Origin of the sequence: Sphingobacterium chuzhouense (assembly GCF_014692525.1) — a bacterium.
Classification (GTDB): domain Bacteria; phylum Bacteroidota; class Bacteroidia; order Sphingobacteriales; family Sphingobacteriaceae; genus Sphingobacterium; species Sphingobacterium chuzhouense.
In genome coordinates this window covers 1,055,604-1,077,664 of record NZ_JACNYL010000002.1, presented here as the reverse complement: position 1 = coordinate 1,077,664, position 22,061 = coordinate 1,055,604, and the positions used below count along the sequence as shown (strand labels likewise).

At 40.2% G+C, this 22,061-nt stretch carries 17 protein-coding genes; 9 read left to right on the top strand and 8 right to left on the bottom strand.

All coding sequences use genetic code 11. The features are described 5' to 3' along the window. The first annotated feature begins 151 nt into the window (after positions 1-151). Positions 152-721 carry an RNA polymerase sigma factor gene (locus H8B21_RS11000; protein ID WP_190313795.1) on the top strand — a complete coding sequence of 190 codons (570 nt, stop codon included), beginning with the start codon at positions 152-154 and terminating at the stop codon, positions 719-721. After that, positions 718-1,431, top strand: a complete 714-nt coding sequence (locus H8B21_RS10995; RefSeq protein ID WP_190313794.1) for a hypothetical protein — start codon at positions 718-720, stop codon at positions 1,429-1,431. The genes H8B21_RS11000 and H8B21_RS10995 overlap by 4 nt, the downstream gene beginning before the upstream one ends. Before the next feature lie 46 nt (positions 1,432-1,477). Here the strand turns inward: H8B21_RS10995 and H8B21_RS10990 are convergent, their stop codons facing one another. The 3 genes from H8B21_RS10990 to H8B21_RS10980 are packed head-to-tail and all read right to left on the bottom strand — an operon-like array spanning position 1,478 to position 5,305. Continuing rightward, positions 1,478-2,230, bottom strand: coding sequence for an isocitrate lyase/PEP mutase family protein (locus H8B21_RS10990; RefSeq protein WP_190313793.1), 753 nt, complete (start codon positions 2,228-2,230; stop codon positions 1,478-1,480). Between the two features lie 46 nt (positions 2,231-2,276). Then, positions 2,277-2,690: a DUF6157 family protein gene (locus H8B21_RS10985; RefSeq protein WP_190313792.1), complete on the bottom strand. Its 414-nt coding sequence runs from the start codon at positions 2,688-2,690 to the stop codon at positions 2,277-2,279. Next, the gene (locus H8B21_RS10980; protein ID WP_190313791.1) at positions 2,687-5,305 is read right to left on the bottom strand and encodes a valine--tRNA ligase; all 2,619 of its coding nucleotides are present in this window, start codon (positions 5,303-5,305) and stop codon (positions 2,687-2,689) included. Before H8B21_RS10980 ends, H8B21_RS10985 begins: the two co-directional genes overlap by 4 nt. A 219-nt stretch (positions 5,306-5,524) precedes the next feature. Between H8B21_RS10980 and H8B21_RS10975 the strand changes: the two genes are divergently transcribed. Next, positions 5,525-7,459 carry an LTA synthase family protein gene (locus H8B21_RS10975; protein WP_190313790.1) on the top strand — a complete coding sequence of 645 codons (1,935 nt, stop codon included), beginning with the start codon at positions 5,525-5,527 and terminating at the stop codon, positions 7,457-7,459. A 37-nt stretch (positions 7,460-7,496) separates the two neighbouring features. On the opposite strand, the gene H8B21_RS10970 is transcribed toward H8B21_RS10975, so the two are convergent. The 4 genes from H8B21_RS10970 to H8B21_RS10955 all read right to left on the bottom strand — a co-directional run bounded on the left by H8B21_RS10970 (position 7,497) and on the right by H8B21_RS10955 (position 13,991). Then, the gene (locus H8B21_RS10970) at positions 7,497-8,507 is read right to left on the bottom strand and encodes a hypothetical protein (RefSeq protein WP_190313789.1); all 1,011 of its coding nucleotides are present in this window, start codon (positions 8,505-8,507) and stop codon (positions 7,497-7,499) included. Between the two features lie 90 nt (positions 8,508-8,597). Next, positions 8,598-9,851, bottom strand: a complete 1,254-nt coding sequence (odhB, locus tag H8B21_RS10965) for a 2-oxoglutarate dehydrogenase complex dihydrolipoyllysine-residue succinyltransferase (protein ID WP_190313788.1) — start codon at positions 9,849-9,851, stop codon at positions 8,598-8,600. Between the two features lie 48 nt (positions 9,852-9,899). After that, a complete protein-coding gene (locus H8B21_RS10960) occupies positions 9,900-12,629 on the bottom strand; it encodes a 2-oxoglutarate dehydrogenase E1 component (RefSeq protein ID WP_190313787.1) in 2,730 nt (909 codons plus the stop codon). 126 nt (positions 12,630-12,755) lie between these two features. Beyond that, entirely contained in the window at positions 12,756-13,991 is a 1,236-nt protein-coding gene (locus H8B21_RS10955) for a deoxyribodipyrimidine photo-lyase (RefSeq protein WP_190313786.1), read from the bottom strand. A 212-nt stretch (positions 13,992-14,203) separates the two neighbouring features. Here H8B21_RS10955 and H8B21_RS10950 point away from each other — a divergent pair, with 212 nt between their 5' ends. The 3 genes from H8B21_RS10950 (at position 14,204) to asnB (ending at position 19,440) form a co-directional block, all read left to right on the top strand. Next, the gene (locus tag H8B21_RS10950; RefSeq protein WP_190313785.1) at positions 14,204-15,061 is read left to right on the top strand and encodes a Rossmann-fold NAD(P)-binding domain-containing protein; all 858 of its coding nucleotides are present in this window, start codon (positions 14,204-14,206) and stop codon (positions 15,059-15,061) included. 68 nt (positions 15,062-15,129) lie between these two features. Next, positions 15,130-16,968 carry a UbiD family decarboxylase gene (locus tag H8B21_RS10945; RefSeq protein ID WP_190313784.1) on the top strand — a complete coding sequence of 613 codons (1,839 nt, stop codon included), beginning with the start codon at positions 15,130-15,132 and terminating at the stop codon, positions 16,966-16,968. A gap of 780 nt (positions 16,969-17,748) precedes the next feature. Next, the gene (gene asnB / locus H8B21_RS10940) at positions 17,749-19,440 is read left to right on the top strand and encodes an asparagine synthase B (RefSeq protein ID WP_190313783.1); all 1,692 of its coding nucleotides are present in this window, start codon (positions 17,749-17,751) and stop codon (positions 19,438-19,440) included. Positions 19,441-19,491: 51 nt separating this feature from the next. On the opposite strand, the gene H8B21_RS10935 is transcribed toward asnB, so the two are convergent. Beyond that, complete coding sequence (locus H8B21_RS10935) at positions 19,492-20,226, bottom strand: 3-keto-disaccharide hydrolase (protein ID WP_190313782.1); 735 nt, start codon at positions 20,224-20,226, stop codon at positions 19,492-19,494. A gap of 93 nt (positions 20,227-20,319) precedes the next feature. On the opposite strand from H8B21_RS10935, the gene H8B21_RS10930 reads away from it, so the two are divergent. The 3 genes from H8B21_RS10930 (at position 20,320) to H8B21_RS10920 (ending at position 22,057) form a co-directional block, all read left to right on the top strand. Further along, the gene (locus H8B21_RS10930; RefSeq protein ID WP_190313781.1) at positions 20,320-20,685 is read left to right on the top strand and encodes a dihydroneopterin aldolase; all 366 of its coding nucleotides are present in this window, start codon (positions 20,320-20,322) and stop codon (positions 20,683-20,685) included. 149 nt (positions 20,686-20,834) lie between these two features. Continuing rightward, entirely contained in the window at positions 20,835-21,278 is a 444-nt protein-coding gene (locus H8B21_RS10925; protein ID WP_190313780.1) for an Hsp20/alpha crystallin family protein, read from the top strand. A 140-nt stretch (positions 21,279-21,418) separates the two neighbouring features. Beyond that, a complete protein-coding gene (locus H8B21_RS10920) occupies positions 21,419-22,057 on the top strand; it encodes a TetR/AcrR family transcriptional regulator (protein WP_190313779.1) in 639 nt (212 codons plus the stop codon). Positions 22,058-22,061 lie beyond the last annotated feature (4 nt).

The window sequence follows — 22,061 nt, the reverse complement described above, 5'->3', positions numbered from 1 at the left end:
TTTGTATTATTTTCAAAAATAGCTTTATTTGTTATAAACTTAACAAAAACGAGATGTAAATTTTATTGATATAAAAGATGCAACTACTTACGTTACGTTTTTAATTGTCATTAAAAGCAATTTATTCTAATGTAAAAATACTGACCAGTTAATGCATAGCGATCAAAAATATATTCAATTTCTGCTCCAAAATAATGGGGAAGGGATACAGCATATTTATCGAAAATTTGCCGATAAAGTAGTGATAATGATCCGTCGCAACAGTGGAAGTGATGACGATGGCTTTGATATATTACAGGAGTCATTAGTCGATATTTACCACATGGCGAAATATAAAGATTTTCAATTGACAACTACTTTTGAAGCGTTTCTACTCCTAGTCTGCAAAAGAAAATGGCTAAACGAATTGAAAAAAAGAAAAAATAAAGAGGTAACAAATACGGAGAGCTATGTATTTGATATTGAAGACGATTCACAAACGACTTATCTAGAACACATGGCATTGGTTGAAAAGGAAAATATATTGATGGAAGTATTAGATACATTGGGTGAAAGATGTCAGGAAATCATTAAACGTTGTATGGTATCTAAGAATCAAGAAAAGATTGCAGCGTCTCTCGGGCTGACGTATGCATATCTTCGGAAGAAGAAAAGTGAATGTATGGCAAAACTGGGTGAAAAAGTTAAAGCTCATCCTTTTTTTAAAGCTAATAATAGATGAAACCCAAAGACGAACTTATTCAGGATTATATTGACAAGGTCTTATCAGCTGAAGATAAGGAACTATTTGATACACTTTATGAAAGTGATAACGAATTTCGGAATGCGGTAAAGCGGCAGATAGAAATGACGGATCTCCTTACCCGTAGACTTTCATCTGAAGAGGAAGCTTTACGCGCAAATCTTACGGAAGCAGAAACAAAACACCGGACTGGAAAGGTTATATCATGGAAACAATGGCTTACACCGCTGATTGCTGCTGCTTGTATCCTTATCGTGGTGAAGTTTGTCTTTTTCCCGTCAGATAAGGCATTATATGAGTTGCCGGAAATGCGTTCAGAAATTGTACGGGGAAGTCAAAATAACGAAGCAGATCAATACGAGGATGCGGTGAAGGCTTTTAATGACAAGGACTACCAAAAAAGTACACGGATTTTGATGCAGCTACACCGTGCGGATAATACAATTCTGCAATATCAATTTTATCTTGGACTTAGCTTGATAGGAGAAAAGAAATTTGATGACGCCCAGATGTCTTTGTTGCCAATCGCGGAAGGTGAATCCGTTTTCCAGCAAGAAGCTAATTACTATTTGGGAATTGCTTTGGTGGAGTTAGGACAAACGGAACAAGCAAAGGAAAGATTGTCTAACATTGATCCTTCGGCCAAAATTTACGAGAAAGCGAAAAAGTTATTGGATAGTATAAAATAAAACAGGGACCTTCCGTCCCTGTTTTATGGTTTTCTCATGATCCAGCTTACGATTTTGGAAGCCTAGGATCATTTACAAAATACTGAAATACGTCTTTATTCTTTTCAACCAACCATTCATAGATTTTCGCTCCATGACTCAGCCGTCTTACTCCCCACTGATTTAATGTTGATAAATCAGGCAGATTATCAGTTAGGAAAATATTGAGTGGAAGTTGGGTAGACGAAACTATTTTTTGAATATCTTCTTTTGTTTCCACGAGTGGAATAAAGAGTCCGTCAGCACCGGCTTCTTCATACAAAGTCGCTCGCTTAATAGATTCTTCGAGGGCTTGGGGATGTTTTGTTGTGTATGTATCAGCGCGAGCATTGATAAACATTTCGGATGTTGTGGCTTTGATCGCTTTAATTTTATTCGCCAATAATAAGGCATCCTGCAGCTTTCGTTCGCCGTTAATGACTTCACCATCTTCCAGATTAATTCCTATGACACCTAGATCAGCCAACTGTTGAACATGCTTAGCAACAGTATCCGGATCATCGGAGTAGCCCGCTTCAAAGTCCACCGATACCGGAATATCAACCGCTTTCACAATTCGTTCTACCATAAAAAGCAATTCGTCTACCGATATCTGTTCGCCGTCTTCGTAGCCCAAAAGATTTGCAATAGCATGGCTGGAACTTCCTAGTGCTTTAAAGCCTGCATCTTGTGCTATTTTTGCACTTTGTGCATCCCACACATTTCCTAGTACCAATAGCTGATTTTCCTGATGAAGCTGTTTAAATATAGTATACGACATAATAACGTGTTTTACTAAAATAACAGCAGGGACGGGATTTGGTTTTCTATTTGCTTGATTTCATGGCTTTGACATGCTTTAAATGCTTGTCGGCAATCAACTTTTGGTATTCGGGCGTTTCCATACCATAAGTAGCCATTTTACCTTGGTCATCACAATGTATACCAAAACCATATGTCTTGGTTAGGGGAGAGGCGCGGAAGCAAGGCTGCCCTTTCGAAAAAAATTGTTCACGCGCCTGTTCATATTCTGTTTCGGTTAAATCGTTTCTATCTGCAAATACTTGGAACAAGACGTCATCGGAGGTAAATTTATAAGGGTTTTTTGCTAATAGTTCATACTGAATTTCCGCAACCGTCTTTTTATCGCCTCTTGAAGGCGGTATAGTTCCACAAGCTACTTTCGTATCTTCCGCTACGGCGATGAAAGTATTAACGTAGTTTGTTGTATGTGTTTTCATCCCAAACTAACTAAACTTTCTTCCAAAATCTTAATCTTTGCTTCGGCGTCCACTTTTTTGTTCCGTTCGTTTTCCACAATTTCCGGTTTAGCATTTTGTACAAAACGCTCGTTGGATAACTTTTTGTCTACGGAAACTAAGAACCCTTGCAGATAGGCTATTTCTTTTGTGATGCGTTCACGTTCCGCTTCTATATCTATATTTTCCGTATCTAGTTTGACATAACACTCACTCTTTCCGGCGAGAAAACTCAATGCACCTGTTACTTTCTCCTGCACGAAGGTCAGTTCCGAGATATTGGCCAATTTGATGATGCTATCCTGATATGTTGTAAAATCAATGTCTGTCGCATTAATAGCGAGCGGGAGGGACGTTTTAGGTGACATACCCTTGGAATTTCGCACATTGCGTACCTCCGAAATAATTTGCTGTACGATGGTAAACTCTTTGATGATCTGCTCATCGTAAGCTTGTACGGTAGGATATTGGGCCACGATTACGCAATCTTTGGCGTCGCGTGTTCCGAACAGTTCGTCATGCCATAATTCCTCTGTTAGGAACGGCATAAATGGATGTGCCAATGTTAAAACTTTTTGGAAAAAAACTTTAACAGTTTCCAATGTTTCATTTTCAATAGGAGCTTGATAGGCTGGTTTGACCAATTCCAGGTACCACGCGCAGAAATCATCCCAAATCAATTTATATGTCGCCATCAAGGCATCGGAAAGACGATAATTCGCGAAATGTTCATCAATTTCTGCCACCGCTTGGTTGAAACGGTTTTCGAACCATTGTGCTGCCGTTTTTTGTGCGGCGGTAGCCGGTGCATCTATACTTTCCCAACCTTTTACCAAACGGAAAGCGTTCCAGATTTTATTGGCAAAGTTCCTGCCCTGTTCGCAGTAAGCTACATCAAACATGAGGTCATTACCTGCAGGAGAAGAGAGTAGCATACCTACACGTACCCCATCAGTGCCATATTGCTCCATCAATTCGATAGGATCGGGCGAATTACCTAACGATTTGGACATTTTACGACCTAATTTATCACGGACTATTCCTGTAAGATATACATGACGGAATGGAGGCTTTTGGGTATAGTCATGTCCCATAATGATCATACGTGCCACCCAGAAAAATAGAATCTCCGGTGCGGTTACCAAATCATTGGTCGGGTAATAATACTTGAAATCTTCGTTTTCCGGATGACGTACCCCATCAAATACAGACATAGGCCATAAACCCGATGAAAACCAGGTGTCCAAAACATCATCTTCTTGACGAATGCCGTTTACAGATTTTCCTTGCGCCTCGAACTCCTGTAGAGCTTCTGCTTCTGTTTTGGCGACTACCCACTCATTGTTTTCATTATACCAAGCGGGGATCCGCTGCCCCCACCATAATTGACGGGAGATACACCAGTCTTTTACATTTTCCATCCAGTGCTTGTAAGAAGCAAAGAATTTTTCGGGAATCAGTTTTATCGTACCATTTTCTACATACTCCAAAGCAGGTTTGGCCAACTCATCCATTTTGCAGAACCATTGCATCGAAAGTTTAGGCTCTATTGCCGCGTCTGTACGCTCAGAAAAACCTACTTGTGATTTGTAGTCCTCTATTTTCTCAATCTGACCGGCTTCTTCCAACATTTTAACCACGCTCTTGCGGGCGGTAAAGCGGTCTTCGCCAACAAGTATTTGCGCCTTTTCATTCAGCGTTCCATCATCGTTCAAAATATCGATAACCGGAAGGTTATGTTTCTGTCCTAACTCATAGTCATTCAAATCGTGTGCGGGAGTAACTTTTAGACAGCCCGTACCAAATTCCATTTCAACGTATTCGTCCTGGATAATGGGAATTTCGCGATTTACTAAAGGAACAAGGATTGTTCTCCCTTGGAGATGCTTATAGCGTTCATCATGGGGATTGATACAGATAGCCGTATCCGCCATGATTGTTTCGGGACGTGTAGTCGCGATAATAATGTATTCATCGCTATCTTTTATTTGGTAGCGAACATAATATAGTTTCTGATTGACCTCTTTACGAATAACCTCTTCATCCGAAAGTGCGGTTTTTCCCTGGGGATCCCAGTTCACCATACGCACGCCGCGGTAGATATAACCGTCTTTATAGAATTTAATGAAGGTATCGATAACGGCTTCCGATAAATCCGGATCCATCGTAAATTTCGTGCGTTCCCAATCGCAGGATGCACCCAGTTTCTCCAATTGCTTTAAGATGATGCCACCGTACTTTTCTTTCCATTCCCAAGCATGTTTAAGAAAGTCCTCGCGGCTCAACGATTTCTTATCGATGCCTTGTTCTTTAAGCATAGCGACAACCTTAGCTTCCGTAGCGATAGAAGCATGATCGGTTCCCGGTACCCAACAAGCGTTCTTTCCTTGCATACGCGCACGACGGATTAATACATCTTGGATGGTATTATTCAACATATGGCCCATATGCAAAACACCGGTGACATTCGGTGGCGGCATCACAATCGTGTACGGTTCACGTTCATCAGGTGTAGAACGGAAAAAGCCATTCTCCATCCAGTAGGAATACCACTTTTCTTCTGCTTCTTTTGGGTTATAAGTTTTTGCTATGCTCATTATTGTAAATCGTTCAAAAAAATCGAGACGCAAAAATACGGAATTAGCAGCAATTGTACGAATAACCTTTTAATGTATAATATTCTGTAAATTTGCGGTTAATTTCATGTTAACTTTCTCTTTTCGCTTTGTCTGATGAAACCTCCATGGTAACGTTTAACAAAAGAAGCAATGAAAATTGAGTTCCCATGAGTCAGTTGAAGAACAAATTATTTACGAATGAAATATAGGTTATCTTATAACTTAGTCAATACCTTTTGGTTATTAGCTATTCAATTTTTTCTTTTACTATCTTTATATACGCTATTGCGTGTAGGATTTTATGCGTATAATATTGCACTCTTCCCTAATGTGGGAACAGGCGATTTTCTTCGTATGTTATGGGGGGGGATAAAATTTGACGTAGTCGCGTTGCTGTATCTGAATATCGTGTATATCTTGATGCAGGGGATGCCGTTACCATTTAAATATGGACGTTTTTATCAAAAAGTAGCCCAGTGGGTATTTATTATTACGAATAGCTTCGGTGTGGCGCTGAATCTGATTGATTATGCCTATTATCCATTTACCTTAAAAAGAACAACGGGCACGGTATTTAGCCAATTTGCCAACGAAGAGAATCTCGGGAAGCTGGCTTTCGATTTTGTGTGGGGATATTGGGGATTAGTCCTGTTATTTATTGCGCTGGTTTTTGTGGTACGGGCTATCGCCCGTATTGTTATCGTGTATCGTCCGAAGAAACTTTCTTTTGCTTTTTATACTGCGCAGGCTGTATTGTTTTTATTGGTCGCTTTCCTGTTTATAGGAGGAGTACGCGGTGGTTGGGCGCATAGCACGCGGCCAATCACATTGAGCAATGCAGGCGATTACGTACGTAATCCAGAGGAGATGAATATTGTCCTGAATACACCTTTTAGTATTTTAAAAACGTTGAAAGCTGTTCAGTTGGAAGAGGTTCATTTTTATACAGAAGAAGAACTGCAGCAGGTTTATCCTGTTATTCATGAACCGAACGATACGTCTGACTTTAGGAAAATGAATGTCGTCATCTTGATTTTGGAGAGTTTTGCAAAAGAACATGTCGGTGCCCTAAATAAAGATATACAGCATGGGAATTATAAAGGATATACACCGTTCCTAGATTCGCTGATTGCAGAATCCTATACATTTTCCAGATCGTTTGCAAATGGACGAAAATCCATTGATGCGCTACCGTCCATTATTACTGGGATACCATCGATAGGCGAACCCTTTGTATTATCTATCTATTCTGGAAATAAAACGACGAGTATGGCGAAGTTATTGGGAGACGAGGGATATGAAACAGCATTCTTTCATGGAGCTCCCAATGGAAGTATGGGGTTTTCAGCATATATGCAACTGGCGGGAGTTCGACATTATTTTGGAAAGAATGAGTATAATAATGATAAAGATTTTGATGGCATGTGGGGAATTTGGGACGAGCCTTTTATGCAGTTTATGGCGAAGGAACTAGACAATCTCCGCCAACCGTTTTTTACCAGCTTCTTTTCTTTATCCTCTCATCATCCTTTTAAGGTGCCTGCTCAATACGAAGGTAAATTTCCCAAAGGGCCTCTTCCTGTACAAGAGCCTATCGGGTATACGGATTATGCATTGCGTCGATTTTTTGAAACCGCGTCTAAATCATCCTGGTTCAAAAATACCTTGTTTGTTATCTGTGCCGACCATGCAACGGTAAGTCATTTGCCGGAATATAAAACATCTGCAAATAGTGTGGCGATCCCAATTATCTTCTATCATCCAAATGATGAAAACTTGCGGGGGATTTCTGATAAATTGATACAGCAAATCGATATTATGCCTACCGTAATGAACTATCTTGGTTATGATAAGCCCTATTTTGCGTTTGGTTTTGATGCTTTTTCTGCAGATAGAAATAATTTTTCGCTTAATAATTTCGCCGGAACATTTAGTTTCTTTCAAGACGATTATTTTATGACACATAATGGGGAAAAGCCTCTTTCCTTGTTCAACTTGAAAGAAGATCGTTTGGAACAACACGATTTGTTAGAAACGAAACCCCAAATTGCAGATAGTCTTGGTCGTAGCTTGAAAGCCTTTATTCAACAGTATAACAACCGTATGATCCATAATGATTTAGTTGCGCCCTAAAAGTATCACAACATGTTTTAGTGTAATAGCAATTACATTAAAACAACGCTTTTCCAAACCGATACCGTAAAGTAAATGCTTGTTGATTACTCACTTGATCGGGAGCAAAATGGAAGGAAGCTATAAATTTTCCTTCCAGGTTTCCTTTTTTGAAAGGCGTCCAGCCTAAATCAAGTCGGTTGTACGTATCCCGGTGATAGAACGAATCTCCGTTTGGAAGATTTTGGGCATCTCCCAAGTATAAGGTATTGCCTAGGAAAAACTGTTTATATCCAAGGTAAATATTGGAAATAAAACCTCTTGCTACACGTAGGTCGTACTCATTGCGCACCCGATCGAAGCCAATGGCCATACCGGCATCTATAGTCAGGGAGTCCAAGAATGTCTTGCGGCTCAAGTCAGCACCCACGCGCAAAAGCGCGATACCATTATCCTGTATATTATCATCAAGCTCCTCATTGCTCGTTTTTGCATTATGATAGAGGAGGGCATCATCCGCTATGTAAAAGTTTCCGAAAGTATATTTGCCCGAAAGACCAACCACAAAACGTTCTCGGTGTTGATAGCTTTGTTTGCTCAGCCAATCTATATAAATAGCTTGCTTGATGTATCGATTCTGGAATGCAAAATACATGCCTTCTATATTCGGACGATCATACATAAATGTATCGGCTAATACGATTCTGGGCACATCAGCCAATCGCTCATGGCGGGGCATAAGACCTAAAGCGAAATCAATATTTTTGTTTTTGTAATTATAATAAGCAATGGGGGAGATGTGTTCCTTGTTTTCGCTATGTATGCCAAAATCCTGATTGTAATGAAGTCCACCATAGACGCGGTGGTTACTGTCCAGCGCAAAATAAAGCTTAGGAGATAAAATGGCACCAAAGAACGTTTTATCCTCTGTATAGATGGATTTGTATTCCCTATTATCAGCATATCCGAAGAAATCAACTTCCAAACCGATCTGTTGTGCGTTAGATACAGAACTGATACTGCAACATAGGAATAGAAGGATAGCTATAACGCGTGTAGATTGTTTCATGAGTGGACGGTTGACGAACGAAAACTTGTTTTCAGAAAAAAGGTCGTCCCTATTGAAGAAGACGACCTTTTAGAAAGTATCGGTTTATATTTACACCTCTAATAACAATCTAGCAGGGTCTTCCAGCAATTGCTTTACGCGAACGAGGAAGCTTACGGATTCGCGACCATCAATGGTACGGTGATCATAAGATAGTGCAATATACATCATCGGACGGATAACCACTTGTCCATTTTCCGCTACTGGGCGTTGCACGATGTTGTGCATACCTAAAATAGCCGATTGAGGAGCGTTGATAATTGGTGTAGACATCATAGAACCAAATACACCACCATTGGTGATCGTAAATGTTCCGCCAGTCATTTCCTCAATCGTCAACTTATTATCGCGTGCTTTTGTTGCGAGATTAATAACTTCTTTTTCAATCTGGTACAGGCTCATAGACTCCGCGTTCCGAATAACCGGAACTACTAATCCTTTAGGAGCAGATACTGCAATAGAAATATCAGCAAAGTCAGAGTATACAATTTCGTTCTCTTCGATACGTGCGTTAACCGCAGGCCATTCTTTTAATGCCATAGTCACGGCTTTCGTGAAGAATGACATAAAACCTAGTCCGACACCATGTTTTTCTTTAAAGGCATCTTTATATTTTGCACGAAGATCCATGATAGGCTGCATATTTACTTCGTTAAAAGTAGTTAACATAGCCGTTTCATTCTTCACGCTTACCAAACGTTTCGCAATTGTTTTACGTAACGAGGTCATCTTTTCCCGACGTTCGTTACGTGAGCCGGCAGCAGCGACAGGCGCAGATGAAGCTGGTTCAGCAGCAGGTTTGTTTTCTGTTTTAGGTGCAGCAGGTTTTGCTTGGGCTTTCTCTGCATCTTCTTTAGTGATACGTCCGTCTTTGCCTGTACCTTTTATTGTTGACGCGTCAATTCCTTTTTCTCTTAATATTTTTGCCGCAGCCGGCGATGCTGTTCCCGCAGCATAAGAATCCGGGCTTTCCGTTTCTTCCGCCGGAGCAGATTCCGTTGTTTCTGTCTTCGCAGCAGGAGCCTCTTCTTTTTTATCTGTACCCTTATCCGAATCTCCCGTTGGAGCATCCCCATCTTCGATAGAACATACGACCGCACCAATTTCTAACGTATCACCCTCTTGTGCAATAATTTTCAGTATGCCTGCTTTTTCCGCCGGTAATTCGAAAGTTGCTTTGTCGGATTCCAATTCAGCGATGTTTTCGTCCATTTCCACGTAATCGCCATCTTGCTTTAGCCATTGTGCCAAGGTCACCTCTGTGATCGATTCTCCTACGGCGGGTACTTTGATTTCTAAGCTCATATTTTTGTCCTCTATTATATCAACAACAAGAATACTTGTCGATATGTTTTATATTTCAAATGCTTTATTAATGATCTCCGTTTGTTGTGCCAAATGGCGCTTCATATATCCTGTAGCAGGTGATCCACTTTCTGGACGCGCTATGACGCGTAGGTTCAGCGATGAACCACTAAGTTTACGACAGTAGAAAGGCCATGCCCCCATGTTTTCATTCTCTTCCTGTACCCATACGAACTCTGCTTTCGCATATTTTTTACGAAGTGCTTCCAGTTGATCGTATGCAATAGGGAACAATTGCTCTACACGTACCAACGCAACATCTTTACGTTTATCAGCCTCCTGTTTTTCCAACAGGTCGTAATAAATCTTACCCGAGCATAGCACAACACGCTTAACAGATTTTGCTGTTACGTTTGCATCGTCCAATATCTCTTGAAAACTTTTTTGTGTAAAATCAGCAAGGGAAGAAACCGCTTTAGGATGCCGTAAAAGACTTTTTGGCGTTGCTACGACCAATGGTTTACGGAAGTCGCGGTGAAGCTGACGGCGTAAAAGATGGAAATAGTTTGCCGGCGTGGTACAGTTCGCCACGATAATATTATCGTTTGCACTCAATTCTAGATAACGTTCTATACGGCATGAAGAGTGCTCCGGTCCTTGTCCTTCCATCCCGTGGGGAAGAAGCATAACAAGCCCATTCGAGCGTTTCCATTTGGTCTCTCCCGAGGAGATGTATTGATCAAATACAATTTGTGCACCGTTGGCGAAGTCCCCAAATTGAGCTTCCCAGATTGTCAGTGAATTTGGGTTAACCGATGCATAACCATATTCAAAAGCGAGTACCGCATATTCGGAAAGAAGGGAGTTATAAATATTAAATTTATCACCTCCTTTGAGTTTACATAGCGGTGTGTATGTTTCGTCAGAATCTTCCAACGTTACGACAGCATGGCGATGCGAGAATGTACCACGTTGTACATCCTGTCCCGAAATGCGGACGCGATAATCTTCATTCAACAATGTAGCATAAGCCATCAGCTCACCCATAGCCCAGTCGTATTTGTCCGTTTCGATCATCTTTAACCGATCCTCATACACCTTGGTGATCTTCCGGAAGAATTTTTTATCTTTTGGCAAGGTGTTCATTTCCTTTGCCAATTCTAAAAATAATGTCTTTGTAACTTTCGTGATCACAGGTTTACCAATATCCGATTGTCTTGCAGGACGAAGACCTTTCCATGCCCCCGCAAACATCGGGCGTTCATCGCTAATTTCTTCTACCGTTTTTGCTGCATCCAGACGATCCTGTAAAATAGCACGGAAATCTTTTTCTAAAGTCTTAGCATATTTTGCATCGATAGAATCTTGTTTGATAAGTTTATCTACATAAATAGCCAACGTATTAGGGTGCTTTTCGATTAGTTTATACAACGATGGTTGCGTAAACTTCGGTTCATCCGCTTCGTTATGGCCGAAACGTCTATATCCCAAAAGATCGATAAATACATCTGTTTTGTATTTCTGACGATATTCTACCGCTAAATTGATAGCGTATACCAAAGCTTCTACATCGTCTCCATTGACGTGGAAAACGGGAGATAGGGTTACTTTCGCAATATCCGTACAATAGGTTGAAGACCGACCGTCTTTATAGTTTGTCGTGAAACCGACTTGATTATTGATGACAATATGTATAGTACCACCGGTTTTATAACCATCCAGTTTTGACATCTGTATGGTTTCATATACGATACCCTGTGCTGCTACAGCAGCGTCGCCATGAATAAGGATAGGTGCTATCTTCGAAGAATCACCTGCATATTTCATGTCGATTTTAGACCGCACCATACCTTCTGCAACACCATCCACTGTTTCTAGATGGGATGGATTTGGTGCAAGACTAAGATGAATATTCTTGCCTTCTTGACTGGTGATATCTGAAGAAAAACCCAAGTGGTATTTTACGTCTCCACCGAACTGAGTTTCGGGGTCGGCTTCATACATTTTTCCTTCAAATTCCGAGAATATGGTTTTGTAGGGCTTGCCCATGATATTGGAAAGCACATTCAAACGGCCGCGGTGAGCCATCCCGATAACAAATTCCTCGATACCAAGTGATGAGCCTTTCTGTATAACAGAATCTAATGCAGGTATTAAAGATTCGCCACCTTCTAACGAAAATCTCTTTTGTCCCAAAAACTTAGTGCCTAAAAAACTCTCGAAAATGACCGCTTCGTTTAATTTCTTTAAAATGCGTTTTTTGGTTTCTATCGGGAAGTTGGGCATATTTCTATCCGCTTCCATCCGATCTTGTAGAAACTTGATTTTTTCAGGATGGCGGATATAACGAAATTCTGCGCCGATAGAGCGACAGTAAGTTTCCTCAATAAATTGACGGATATCACGGAGCTTTGCAGGGCCGAGACCAATTTCCACGCCAGCGTTGAAAACGGTATCCATATCCGCATCAGATAACCCAAACGTTTCCAGTTCCTTTCCAGGGAAATACTTGCGGCGCTCACGAACAGGATTGGTTTCGGTAAACAAGTGTCCACGGTCACGATAACCGTGAATCATGTTTAATACCTTGATTTCTTTAATCGTGTGTTCGGGAGTTTGTTCGGCTGTGGTTTCTCCTCCGTAGGTCTGTCCGAAATCGAATCCTTCAAAAAACTTTTGCCAGCTGGCGTCTATTGAATTTGGGTCTTCCTTGTATGCTTGATATAACGAGTCAATATATCCTGAATCCGCGTTACTCAAATATGTTAATTTATCCATGAGGAAATCTTACGTATAAAAATTTTGTCCAAAGTTAATAATTATTACATATTATGTCACGGATAAATGTAATAAAAAACAAGTTTAAACAGCAGGTATCCGCCAGTAATCGGGCAAGTTAGGGTTTCATTTTTTATTAAGGTAGTTTTTCTTCAATAACTCTTCCCAAGATATTTTTAAATTGTCTTTTGGACTAGTGCCTGAGCCGGCAAAGTGAAGCCAATAACCGTATGTCGTTGCAGGGGCATAGTCCAATAAATATTCTTCAAAAAAACTTGCTCCGGTCAAATGGTCGACATCCCACTCCTGTAGCATATAGGCAGCTAAGATTTCCCGATACTCATAAGGTAGATTTCCTGTTGTCTGTAATTCTTGGATAAGTTCACCGATAGCAGGGGGATAGTTGCCATCCGCTATGAGTTCTTTTAAAACAATTCCGGAAGTCACTCGTGCACTTGTTTTCGAATCGCTTGGCTTAAAAAATATATTTGGATATTTTTTTAACATAAATCGAAAATAATCCCGCCATAAAAGGCGCATCAGTAACCGATCATATTTCTTCTTGTTTGCGGAATGGTAGTGCTCTTTGATTTTGTGATAGTAAAAAGCTGGTGAAATTGCACCGTTTGCGATATAAGGCGATATGAGGTTATAATCGTTTACATCATCGTAATCTGCGGCTAGTGTCATTTCAATCATTTCCAACGCCTTTTCCTCTCCTCCATATAAAGGAACTTCTACATCGTCCAACGATGCTATAACTTCTGGCGGAAAGCCTAACGCTTCCAATGTCGGGATATGCGTTGTTTCCAGATGTGGATGCGTCGTGATACGGGTGACAGCCGGTAGGACAGGTCGTACGAAACTCTCTTTTTCTACTTTTTTCTTGAACGAGTTAAAAGGGTCAGGGATGTCTCTAATAGGGATGGGCAAATCTTCCTTATGATATAACGTATGCCCTATAAAATGCTTTAAGTTAATTTTTTCTTTCCAAAGTGCCTCTTCCACACGTTCTGATATGCTTGTTTCTCGTTGGGCAACCTCCCGGTGATGATACACTTCGGTTACCTCGTATTTGGCGCAAAGCGTGCCCATGACGTCTTCAGGCTGTGCGTGAAAAACGAGCAAGTCGGCACCTATTTCTTGTAGTGTAGATTTAAAATGGGTAACGGAATCTAAAAGAAATTTAGCCCGGATAACACCTGTATTCTGAAAACTTGAATCGTTTGTTCTGAAATAGCGTGGATCAAAAAAATAAACGGGTATGACAATATCACCCTTTTGCACGGCTTCATGTAAAATTTCATTATCATGAACACGCAAATCATTCCTAAACCAAACTAAAATTACCTTTTTTGTCATACAAGAAAATGCAAAGCGGAAATGTTAACGATTGGCACAAATATAGGGTAAAATATGATGCTATTTAGGTGTGTGAGGTCTTTTTACAAAGGGGAGACAAATGACGCGGCAAAAAAGTAGAACTTGTTTTTTGTAACAAATGGAATTTGCTGCGAACATTCACCGTCCTATTGTGTTATGAAATCAGATAATTATATAACTGAATTTTTTTTATGGATATATTGATAAGCGGACTCAATAACTACGTAGGGAGGCGATGTACCAGCCTGATGGCCGATAAGGATTTTCGCTTGTTCGCTATCACGAGAAATAGAAAGTTGTTCGAAGAGCGTATGGCTGACCCGATACGTGCCCAAATATTCGAAGTAGATTTGTTGAAAGGTGATACCGACGATAATATTGGACTTCCGTATCTAGATGCATCTTTTTACTTTACTCAAGTTCCTGCATTGGATGACATGGTCAACGTAAGAGTGGAATTGTTGTGCTTGCGTAATTTTATACGCTTGATAAAACGCCTAAATTGTGATAGACTGGTTTATGTAGCGAGAATAATGGATAAGCGATGCTTACAGCCCATTTTAGACTTATTGGAAGAGTTTAAAATGGACTATACGGTGGTTTTGAAAAATATCGTCGTGGGTGAAGATTGCTTACTCTATGATATTTATGAGCAGGTGTCTGGTTATAAAATGGTATTTTATTCCAAACAACATGGTGGCGGGTTGTTTCAACCTATCGGGATACATGATTTTATACGGTGGTTAAAGGCGATTTTGCATGTTCCTGCCTTCCATCATAATGTGCTGGAAATAGGGGGGGGAGATATGATTTCTGCTGTTGATTTTTATCGTCTTTACCGAAAATTAAAGTTGAAACTGAAATCACAATGGATCATAACCTTGCCGAATTGGTTGTTTAGATTGATATATCGACGAAAGATTAACGACAATACAGAGACAGCAGAATTTTTACGGCTTATACAAGTTGATGGAATAGTTGATAACAGTTGGCGAGCCAATTTACCTTTTACATTTACATCATTGAAAGAAATTCTTTTGGCAAAGTAATATTCCTTAGCCATTGCCCGTTTTCGGGTTATTCTGTTATTTTTGTTGTTCACTATATTTAGCATGGCATGGGATACAATAGTTTAGCAGCATGTGTCGCTGATTTGGAGCAACACGGGCATTTGGTGCGTATCAAAGAAGAGGTCGATCCATATTTAGAAATGGCGGCTATCCACATGCGGGTATTTGATGCAGAAGGGCCGGCACTTTTTTTCGAAAATATCAAAGGTTCTGAGTTCCCTGCTGTTTCTAACCTCTTTGGGACTTTGAGTCGTTCTAAATTTATGTTTCGTGATACATTAGACCACGTGAAAAAATTAGTCGACGTGAAGATGAATCCCCTGTCCGTATTGAAAAATCCTTTTTCTTACGTCGGTTCATCTATGGTTGCACTTGGTGCGCTTCCATGGAAGAAGAAAAACGGAGCTCCTATTTTGTATGGGCAGACGCAAATTTCTGCTCTACCCCAAATCGTCAATTGGCCGATGGATGGCGGTGCATTTGTCACTATGCCCCAAGTATATACGGAAGATATTTCCCGCCCAGGCATTATGCAAGCTAATCTAGGAATGTATCGTATACAGTTGTCCGGAAACGAATATATACCCGACAAAGAAATTGGTCTTCACTATCAATTGCACCGGGGAATCGGCGTACATCAAACGAAAGCAAACCAGCTAGGTATGCCCTTAAAGGTCAGTGTTTTTATTGGTGGGCCGCCTTCGCATCCGCTCTCGGCAGTAATGCCATTGCCCGAAGGGCTTTCTGAGATGATTTTTGCCGGAGCATTGGGTAACCGACGGTTTCGTTATTTTTATGATAATGAGGGGTTTTGTATTTCAGCAGATGCAGATTTTGTCATTACGGGTACGGTATACCCCAATGAAAACAAACCCGAAGGTCCATTTGGAGATCATATCGGTTACTACAGTTTGACACATCCGTTTCCTTTAATGAAAGTGCACAAAGTTTATCACCGTCAAAATCCTATCTGGTCGTTTACCGTGGTTGGCAGGCCGCCACAGGAAGATACTAGTTTTGGTGCGCTGATTCATGAGATTACTGGCAATGCGATCCCTCAGCAGATAAACGGTTTGCATGCCGTCCATGCAGTTGATCCGGCAGGTGTACATCCATTGCTGTTCGCGATAGGGAGCGAACGGTATACACCTTATCAAACCGTGGATCGTCCCCAAGAGGTCCTAACGATTGCCAATCAGATATTGGGGACGAACCAGCTTAGTTTAGCGAAATATCTTTTCATTGGCGCTCATGAAGATAACCCGCAGTTGGATATTCATGATATCCCGGGGTTTCTAATGCATATTTTAGAGCGTATTGATTTAACCCGTGATTTGCACTTTCTGACGAATACGACCATTGATACGTTAGATTATTCCGGCGACGGCCTGAACGCTGGCTCAAAGGTTACATTTGCAGCTGTAGGACAAAAAAAGCGGGAGCTATTGAGAGAGACGTCGTTCTCCTTGAACCTTCCTAGGCCCTTTAACCAGGGCAAAATGCCGCTGCCAGGCGTTATCGTGCTAGACGGACGACCCTTTACTACTTATAAACAAGAAGGTGACGTTGTTGAAACATGGTGTAGAGAAGCGCAATCACAAGATTGGGCCGGTATTCAGCTGATTGTATTGGCAGATGACGCGGACTTTACGACAGATACCATCAATAACTTTGTTTGGGTAACGTTTACCCGCAGTAACCCTGCCTACGATATCTATGGTATCGATAGTTTTACGTCCTTTAAACATTGGGGGTGCAACGGACCTGTTATTATCGATGCGCGTAGCAAACCCCATCATGCGCCAGATTTGATCAAAGACGAAGCCGTGGAACGGAAGGTCGATCGTTTAGGTGTAAAGGGTGGCTCTTTGCATGGGATTATCTGATATTCACAGGTTTTTCATCAAAACGAAAGATATGTAACCTTATCGGAAATGTAAAGATACTACTTTCTTGTAGGTGTAAATTTCTTTTAACATATATAAACACCTGCTTTAAAGAAACTAGTTTAACTGGAAAAAATCCAAAAGTACCGGTTTTGAAGGTGAAAGTTGGAGGTTTTAAAATGACCGCGGCTATTTTTTAAATGAAAGTTCGATTTTCTCAACTCAAAGTTTGTTTTGAACAAATGACCACGGTCATTTAATAAAAGCAAAGCTTGTTTTTGTCAAGTGACCACGGTCATTTTCGCCTTTTTTATCAAAAAAATAAGCCGGCATCCAAAAAGATGCCGGCCTAGTATATAGCGACCTACACGAGTGAAATCACTCGTTTTTCTTTAAAGTTAAATTTTCGATATGTGTTTTTTCCTTTTTTCATGTGTCAAACAACACTGTTTTCGCTCTAAATCTTTTACTAATATAATTATTTTTTATAGCATGACAAAAAATAAAAGAAATAGGGGGATTGCTAGAAAATCATATTCATCATATAATCAAACAAATCATTACAGAAAGTTAAGTTGACGATTCTGCGCCGTATGATATGTTGAAAAGTGTTTGTTAACATCAAAAAGGCATTTTTTGTATTATTTTATCAAATAAATAAGTGTTTCGTTGTGTTATTTTCAATAAAAATTAAATAATATTATGAATTTAATTTTTAAATACGTTTCTTTGTGTCATGATGCTAATGAAAGCTAGTAAACAGTATTAAAATTTAAATTTATGTGTGGAATTGTTGGTGCTTTTGAATTAAAGCCATTCTCCTCGGAGAAGTTGAGACCGCAGGTGTTGGAAATGTCGAAACGCATTCGTCATCGCGGGCCGGACTGGTCGGGTATCTTTACCAGTGAAAAAGCTATTTTGGCGCACGAGCGCCTGGCTATCGTGGATCCTATATCGGGAAGTCAACCGTTGTTCAGCCCGGATGGAAACGTTGTTCTTGCCGTGAATGGCGAAATCTATAATCATCAACAACTTCGAAATACACTACCTAATTACGAATTTACCACACAGTCGGATTCGGAAGTTATTTTGGCATTATATCTGGCGAAAGGTGCTTCGTTTATAGAAGACTTGAATGGTATATTTGGTTTTGCGTTATACGATGCGCGCGATAACTCTTTTTTGATTGCGCGTGATCATATGGGTATCATCCCCTTATATTATGGTAAAGACGAAAGTGGACAGCTTTTCGTTGCTTCGGAATTAAAATCGTTGGAAGGCTTCTGTGTAGAGATAGCACAATTTCCTCCGGGACATTACCTGTATAATAAGGAGGGAAGCGAACCCAAGAAGTGGTACGTGCGTGATTGGGAGTCTTACGATGCCGTGAAAGATAACGAAACTGATGTGGCAAAATTGCGTCAAGCACTAGAAGAAGCGGTACAACGCCAGTTAATGTCAGACGTTCCCTATGGCGTATTACTATCTGGCGGGCTGGATTCTTCTGTTATCGCTGCCATCACAAAGAAATTTGCTTCTACACGTATCGAAACCGGTGGGAAAGAAGCCGCTTGGTATCCGCAATTGCATTCTTTTGCAGTAGGATTAAAAGGTGCACCTGATTTGATTGCGGCAAAGAAGGCCGCTGACCATATCGGTACGATCCATCATGAAATAAATTTTACGATCCAAGAAGGTTTAGATGCTATCCGTGATGTCATTTACCATCTGGAAACCTATGATGTAACGACTGTTCGTGCCTCCACACCAATGTACCTCTTGTCGCGGGTAATTAAATCGATGGGGATAAAAATGGTGTTATCAGGTGAAGGCTCTGATGAACTATTTGGCGGATATCTCTATTTCCATAAAGCGCCTAACGCACAAGAATTTCATGAAGAGACTGTTCGGAAATTGAACAAACTATATTTGTATGATTGTCTTCGCGCCAACAAATCGCTGGCAGCGTGGGGGGTTGAAGGGCGTGTACCTTTTTTAGATAAGGAATTTATGGATGTCGCTATGACGATCAATCCTGCCGATAAGATGATTAAAGACGGAAGGATGGAGAAGTGGGTTGTGCGCAAAGCATTTGAAGACTATCTGCCTGAAAGCATAGCCTGGCGACAAAAGGAGCAGTTTTCTGACGGCGTAGGATACAGCTGGATAGATACACTAAAAGAGTTGGCGGAAAGCAAGGTTTCGGATGTTGAATTTGAGACAGCAGCGTCTCGTTTTCCGATCAACACACCTAAGAATAAAGAAGAGTTTTTATATCGTTCCATTTTTGAATCCCATTTTCCTTCGGAAGCTGCAGCTAAAACGGTACCATCTGTAAAATCCGTTGCTTGTAGCACGCCGGAAGCACTGGCTTGGGATGCTTCTTTCCAGAATATGAACGATCCGTCGGGTAGAGCAGTAGCTCATGTACATAACGATAGTTATGAAAAAACGACACAAACAGTCATTTAACATTATTTACGGATCTTTTATAAGTAAAGACGTTACATACAACGTCTTTACTTATAAGGGTCTAATCCAGATGTTACGGAAATTCACTAAGTCGCCGTGATCCTGCAATATAACAGGCCCCGCACCATGTGCTTGCATTTTTGGTAAACCAATATATTCTGTAGTACCTTCGATTTGCGTGTTATTCTGTATTAATATGCCGTTATGTAACACGGTAACGCTACCTTTACTGATCAGCATGCCATCTTTGTTAAAGCGTGGTGCTTTATAGACGATGTCGTAAAGATGCCATTTATCTTCTTTGGCTCTTACTTCCACCAATGGCGGTCGCTGTTTGTAAAGACTTCCTGCTTGTCCGTTGACATAGGTTGGATTGTCATCATTATCCAATACTTGGATTTCATATAGCCCTTGTAAAAATATGCCGCTATTTCCACGTCCCTGACCTTGACCTTTTATCACTTCCGGGCTTTTCCACTCTACATGAAGTTGAAAATCCTCAAACACTTGTTTGGTCTGGATGTCACCTGTTTTCGGCTTTACGGTAAGTACCCCGCTCTCCACAGTCCAGTCGGCCGGTTGTTCTGGATTGTTGCGGCTTACCCATTGATCAAGGTTTGTTCCGTCGAAGAGAACAATCGCATCACTGGGCACTTGGTTTTTGAGCGTTACCACTGGAGGCTTAGAAGAATAAAATTCGGTATCTTCTGGTTTGAATTTTGTCTGTGCCATACTGGTTATCGATAATGCCAAGAATAACAATGTACTCCCTAATTGAATCTTCATTTGACTAAATGTTTTTTTGGTGCTTTCTGTAAAGCAATAATATGTATTAATTTTTACATTTACATCTCGGTTTCATTTTTTATATGTTTGTATATGGGTTCTGTCATACAAGAAGTAGCATTACGTAATGTGCGTTTTTTTTCACCTATTGGTTATTATGAAGAAGAACGTATTCTCGGGAATGAATTTTTCGTGGACGTATCTGTTTATTTTCCTTTTCGTAATCCCGATGCAGAAGATTTAATGAATACCATTAATTACGAAGAACTTTACCAACTTACTTGTGCAGTTATGAAAAAAGAACGGAAACTGCTTGAATCTGCAGCGGAAGAGCTGCTTTCGGATGTACAGGCACGTTATGGTTTTCTTAATGAAGTGCGGGTTTCTATTCGTAAAATAACGCCGCCGTTTGGACACGATGAAGTACAGACAGTCGTTTCATTACATTATAAAGCATAAAAACTTATTTTTAAAGACATTTTGTCTTGTGTTTTTAGAATTAACAGACATAATGTCTTGTTTATTGTATTTTATCTCTTCGGTATAAACTTTGATTAATACCAAGCATAACAATTAAAGAAAAATTAAAAAATTAGGAGGATATAAAAATGGCATTAATCAAATTTCCAAACAGAACTGTTAATTCAGATGTAGTTAACCCTTATGTTAACAGCTTTTTTGATAATATTTTCAATGATTCCTTTATTTCGGATCGTTTAGTAACACGCGTACCCGCAGTAAATATCGCTGAAACCGATAAGTCTTTTAAAATTGAATTGGCTGCTCCGGGATTACAGAAATCAGATTTTAAAATCAATGTTGATAAAAATCTGATTACCATTTCTGCGGAGAAGAAAGAAGAAACGGAAGTAGAAGAAAAATTGTACAGTAAAAAAGAATTCAATTATACTTCTTTTACACGCTCTTTCTCCTTGCCAGAATCTGTAAACTATAATGACATCGAAGCAGAATATGTAGACGGTGTGTTGCAAGTAACAGTTGGTAAGAAAGAAGATGCTATTGTAGCAAAAAGACTTATCGAAGTAAAATAATTGTAAGTAGTGTGGTGTTGTTTTAAGGTGAGGAGAAAGCCCCTGCAGATTTTTGCAGGGGCTTTGTTTTTTATAGAAAGTAATTTAAAATTTGAAAAAGTTAACACTGTTCATTAATTTTGTTTCCGAATAAAATTTATATGGGTATACAAGAACGGAAAATCAGGCACAAAGAAGATTTACGTAAGCGTATTTTGGAAGCAGCTAAAAAATTGTTTCTCACAGCTGGATACGAAGCGACATCCATACGGAAAATAGCGAAGGAAATCGAATTTAGCCCGACGACGATATATTTGTATTATAAAGATAAAAGTGATATTATATACGCGCTACATCAGGAAGGTTTCCAGATGATGCGGCAGAGCTTTCAACCCTTGATGCAGGTAGAATCTCCTTTTGAACGGTTAAAAGCACTTGGAAAATGTTATATAAACTTCGCATTTACACATCCTGATTTCTATGAACTCATGTTTGTGATGAAAGACCCCATGGAGTATTTGGAAATCAGCTGTGTAGAAACGTCTTGGGAAGAAGGTGAACGCGTTTTCGATTTTCTTTTACAGACGGTCCGGGATTGTCAGGATAAAGGCTATTTCAATGGACTGGATACTAAACATGTAGCGATGGAGGCATGGGCCTCCGTGCATGGTATGTGTGCGTTGTATGTTTCAGGACATCTTAAAAGCATGATGAAGGTCGTTTTTGGAGACGAGAACCACGAACGGATGATTGAAGATGCTTTTCGTGTCCTCGTACATTATTTGGAATCGACAAAATAAAAAA

Coding starts and splice junctions, on each gene's coding strand:
- H8B21_RS11000 (WP_190313795.1), top strand. CDS start 152: ATGCATAGCGATCAAAAATATATTCAATTTCTGCTCCAAAATAATGGG.
- H8B21_RS10995 (WP_190313794.1), top strand. CDS start 718: ATGAAACCCAAAGACGAACTTATTCAGGATTATATTGACAAGGTCTTA.
- H8B21_RS10990 (WP_190313793.1), bottom strand. CDS start 2,230: ATGTCGTATACTATATTTAAACAGCTTCATCAGGAAAATCAGCTATTG.
- H8B21_RS10985 (WP_190313792.1), bottom strand. CDS start 2,690: ATGAAAACACATACAACAAACTACGTTAATACTTTCATCGCCGTAGCG.
- H8B21_RS10980 (WP_190313791.1), bottom strand. CDS start 5,305: ATGAGCATAGCAAAAACTTATAACCCAAAAGAAGCAGAAGAAAAGTGG.
- H8B21_RS10975 (WP_190313790.1), top strand. CDS start 5,525: ATGAAATATAGGTTATCTTATAACTTAGTCAATACCTTTTGGTTATTA.
- H8B21_RS10970 (WP_190313789.1), bottom strand. CDS start 8,507: ATGAAACAATCTACACGCGTTATAGCTATCCTTCTATTCCTATGTTGC.
- odhB (WP_190313788.1), bottom strand. CDS start 9,851: ATGAGCTTAGAAATCAAAGTACCCGCCGTAGGAGAATCGATCACAGAG.
- H8B21_RS10960 (WP_190313787.1), bottom strand. CDS start 12,629: ATGGATAAATTAACATATTTGAGTAACGCGGATTCAGGATATATTGAC.
- H8B21_RS10955 (WP_190313786.1), bottom strand. CDS start 13,991: ATGACAAAAAAGGTAATTTTAGTTTGGTTTAGGAATGATTTGCGTGTT.
- H8B21_RS10950 (WP_190313785.1), top strand. CDS start 14,204: ATGGATATATTGATAAGCGGACTCAATAACTACGTAGGGAGGCGATGT.
- H8B21_RS10945 (WP_190313784.1), top strand. CDS start 15,130: ATGGGATACAATAGTTTAGCAGCATGTGTCGCTGATTTGGAGCAACAC.
- asnB (WP_190313783.1), top strand. CDS start 17,749: ATGTGTGGAATTGTTGGTGCTTTTGAATTAAAGCCATTCTCCTCGGAG.
- H8B21_RS10935 (WP_190313782.1), bottom strand. CDS start 20,226: ATGAAGATTCAATTAGGGAGTACATTGTTATTCTTGGCATTATCGATA.
- H8B21_RS10930 (WP_190313781.1), top strand. CDS start 20,320: ATGGGTTCTGTCATACAAGAAGTAGCATTACGTAATGTGCGTTTTTTT.
- H8B21_RS10925 (WP_190313780.1), top strand. CDS start 20,835: ATGGCATTAATCAAATTTCCAAACAGAACTGTTAATTCAGATGTAGTT.
- H8B21_RS10920 (WP_190313779.1), top strand. CDS start 21,419: ATGGGTATACAAGAACGGAAAATCAGGCACAAAGAAGATTTACGTAAG.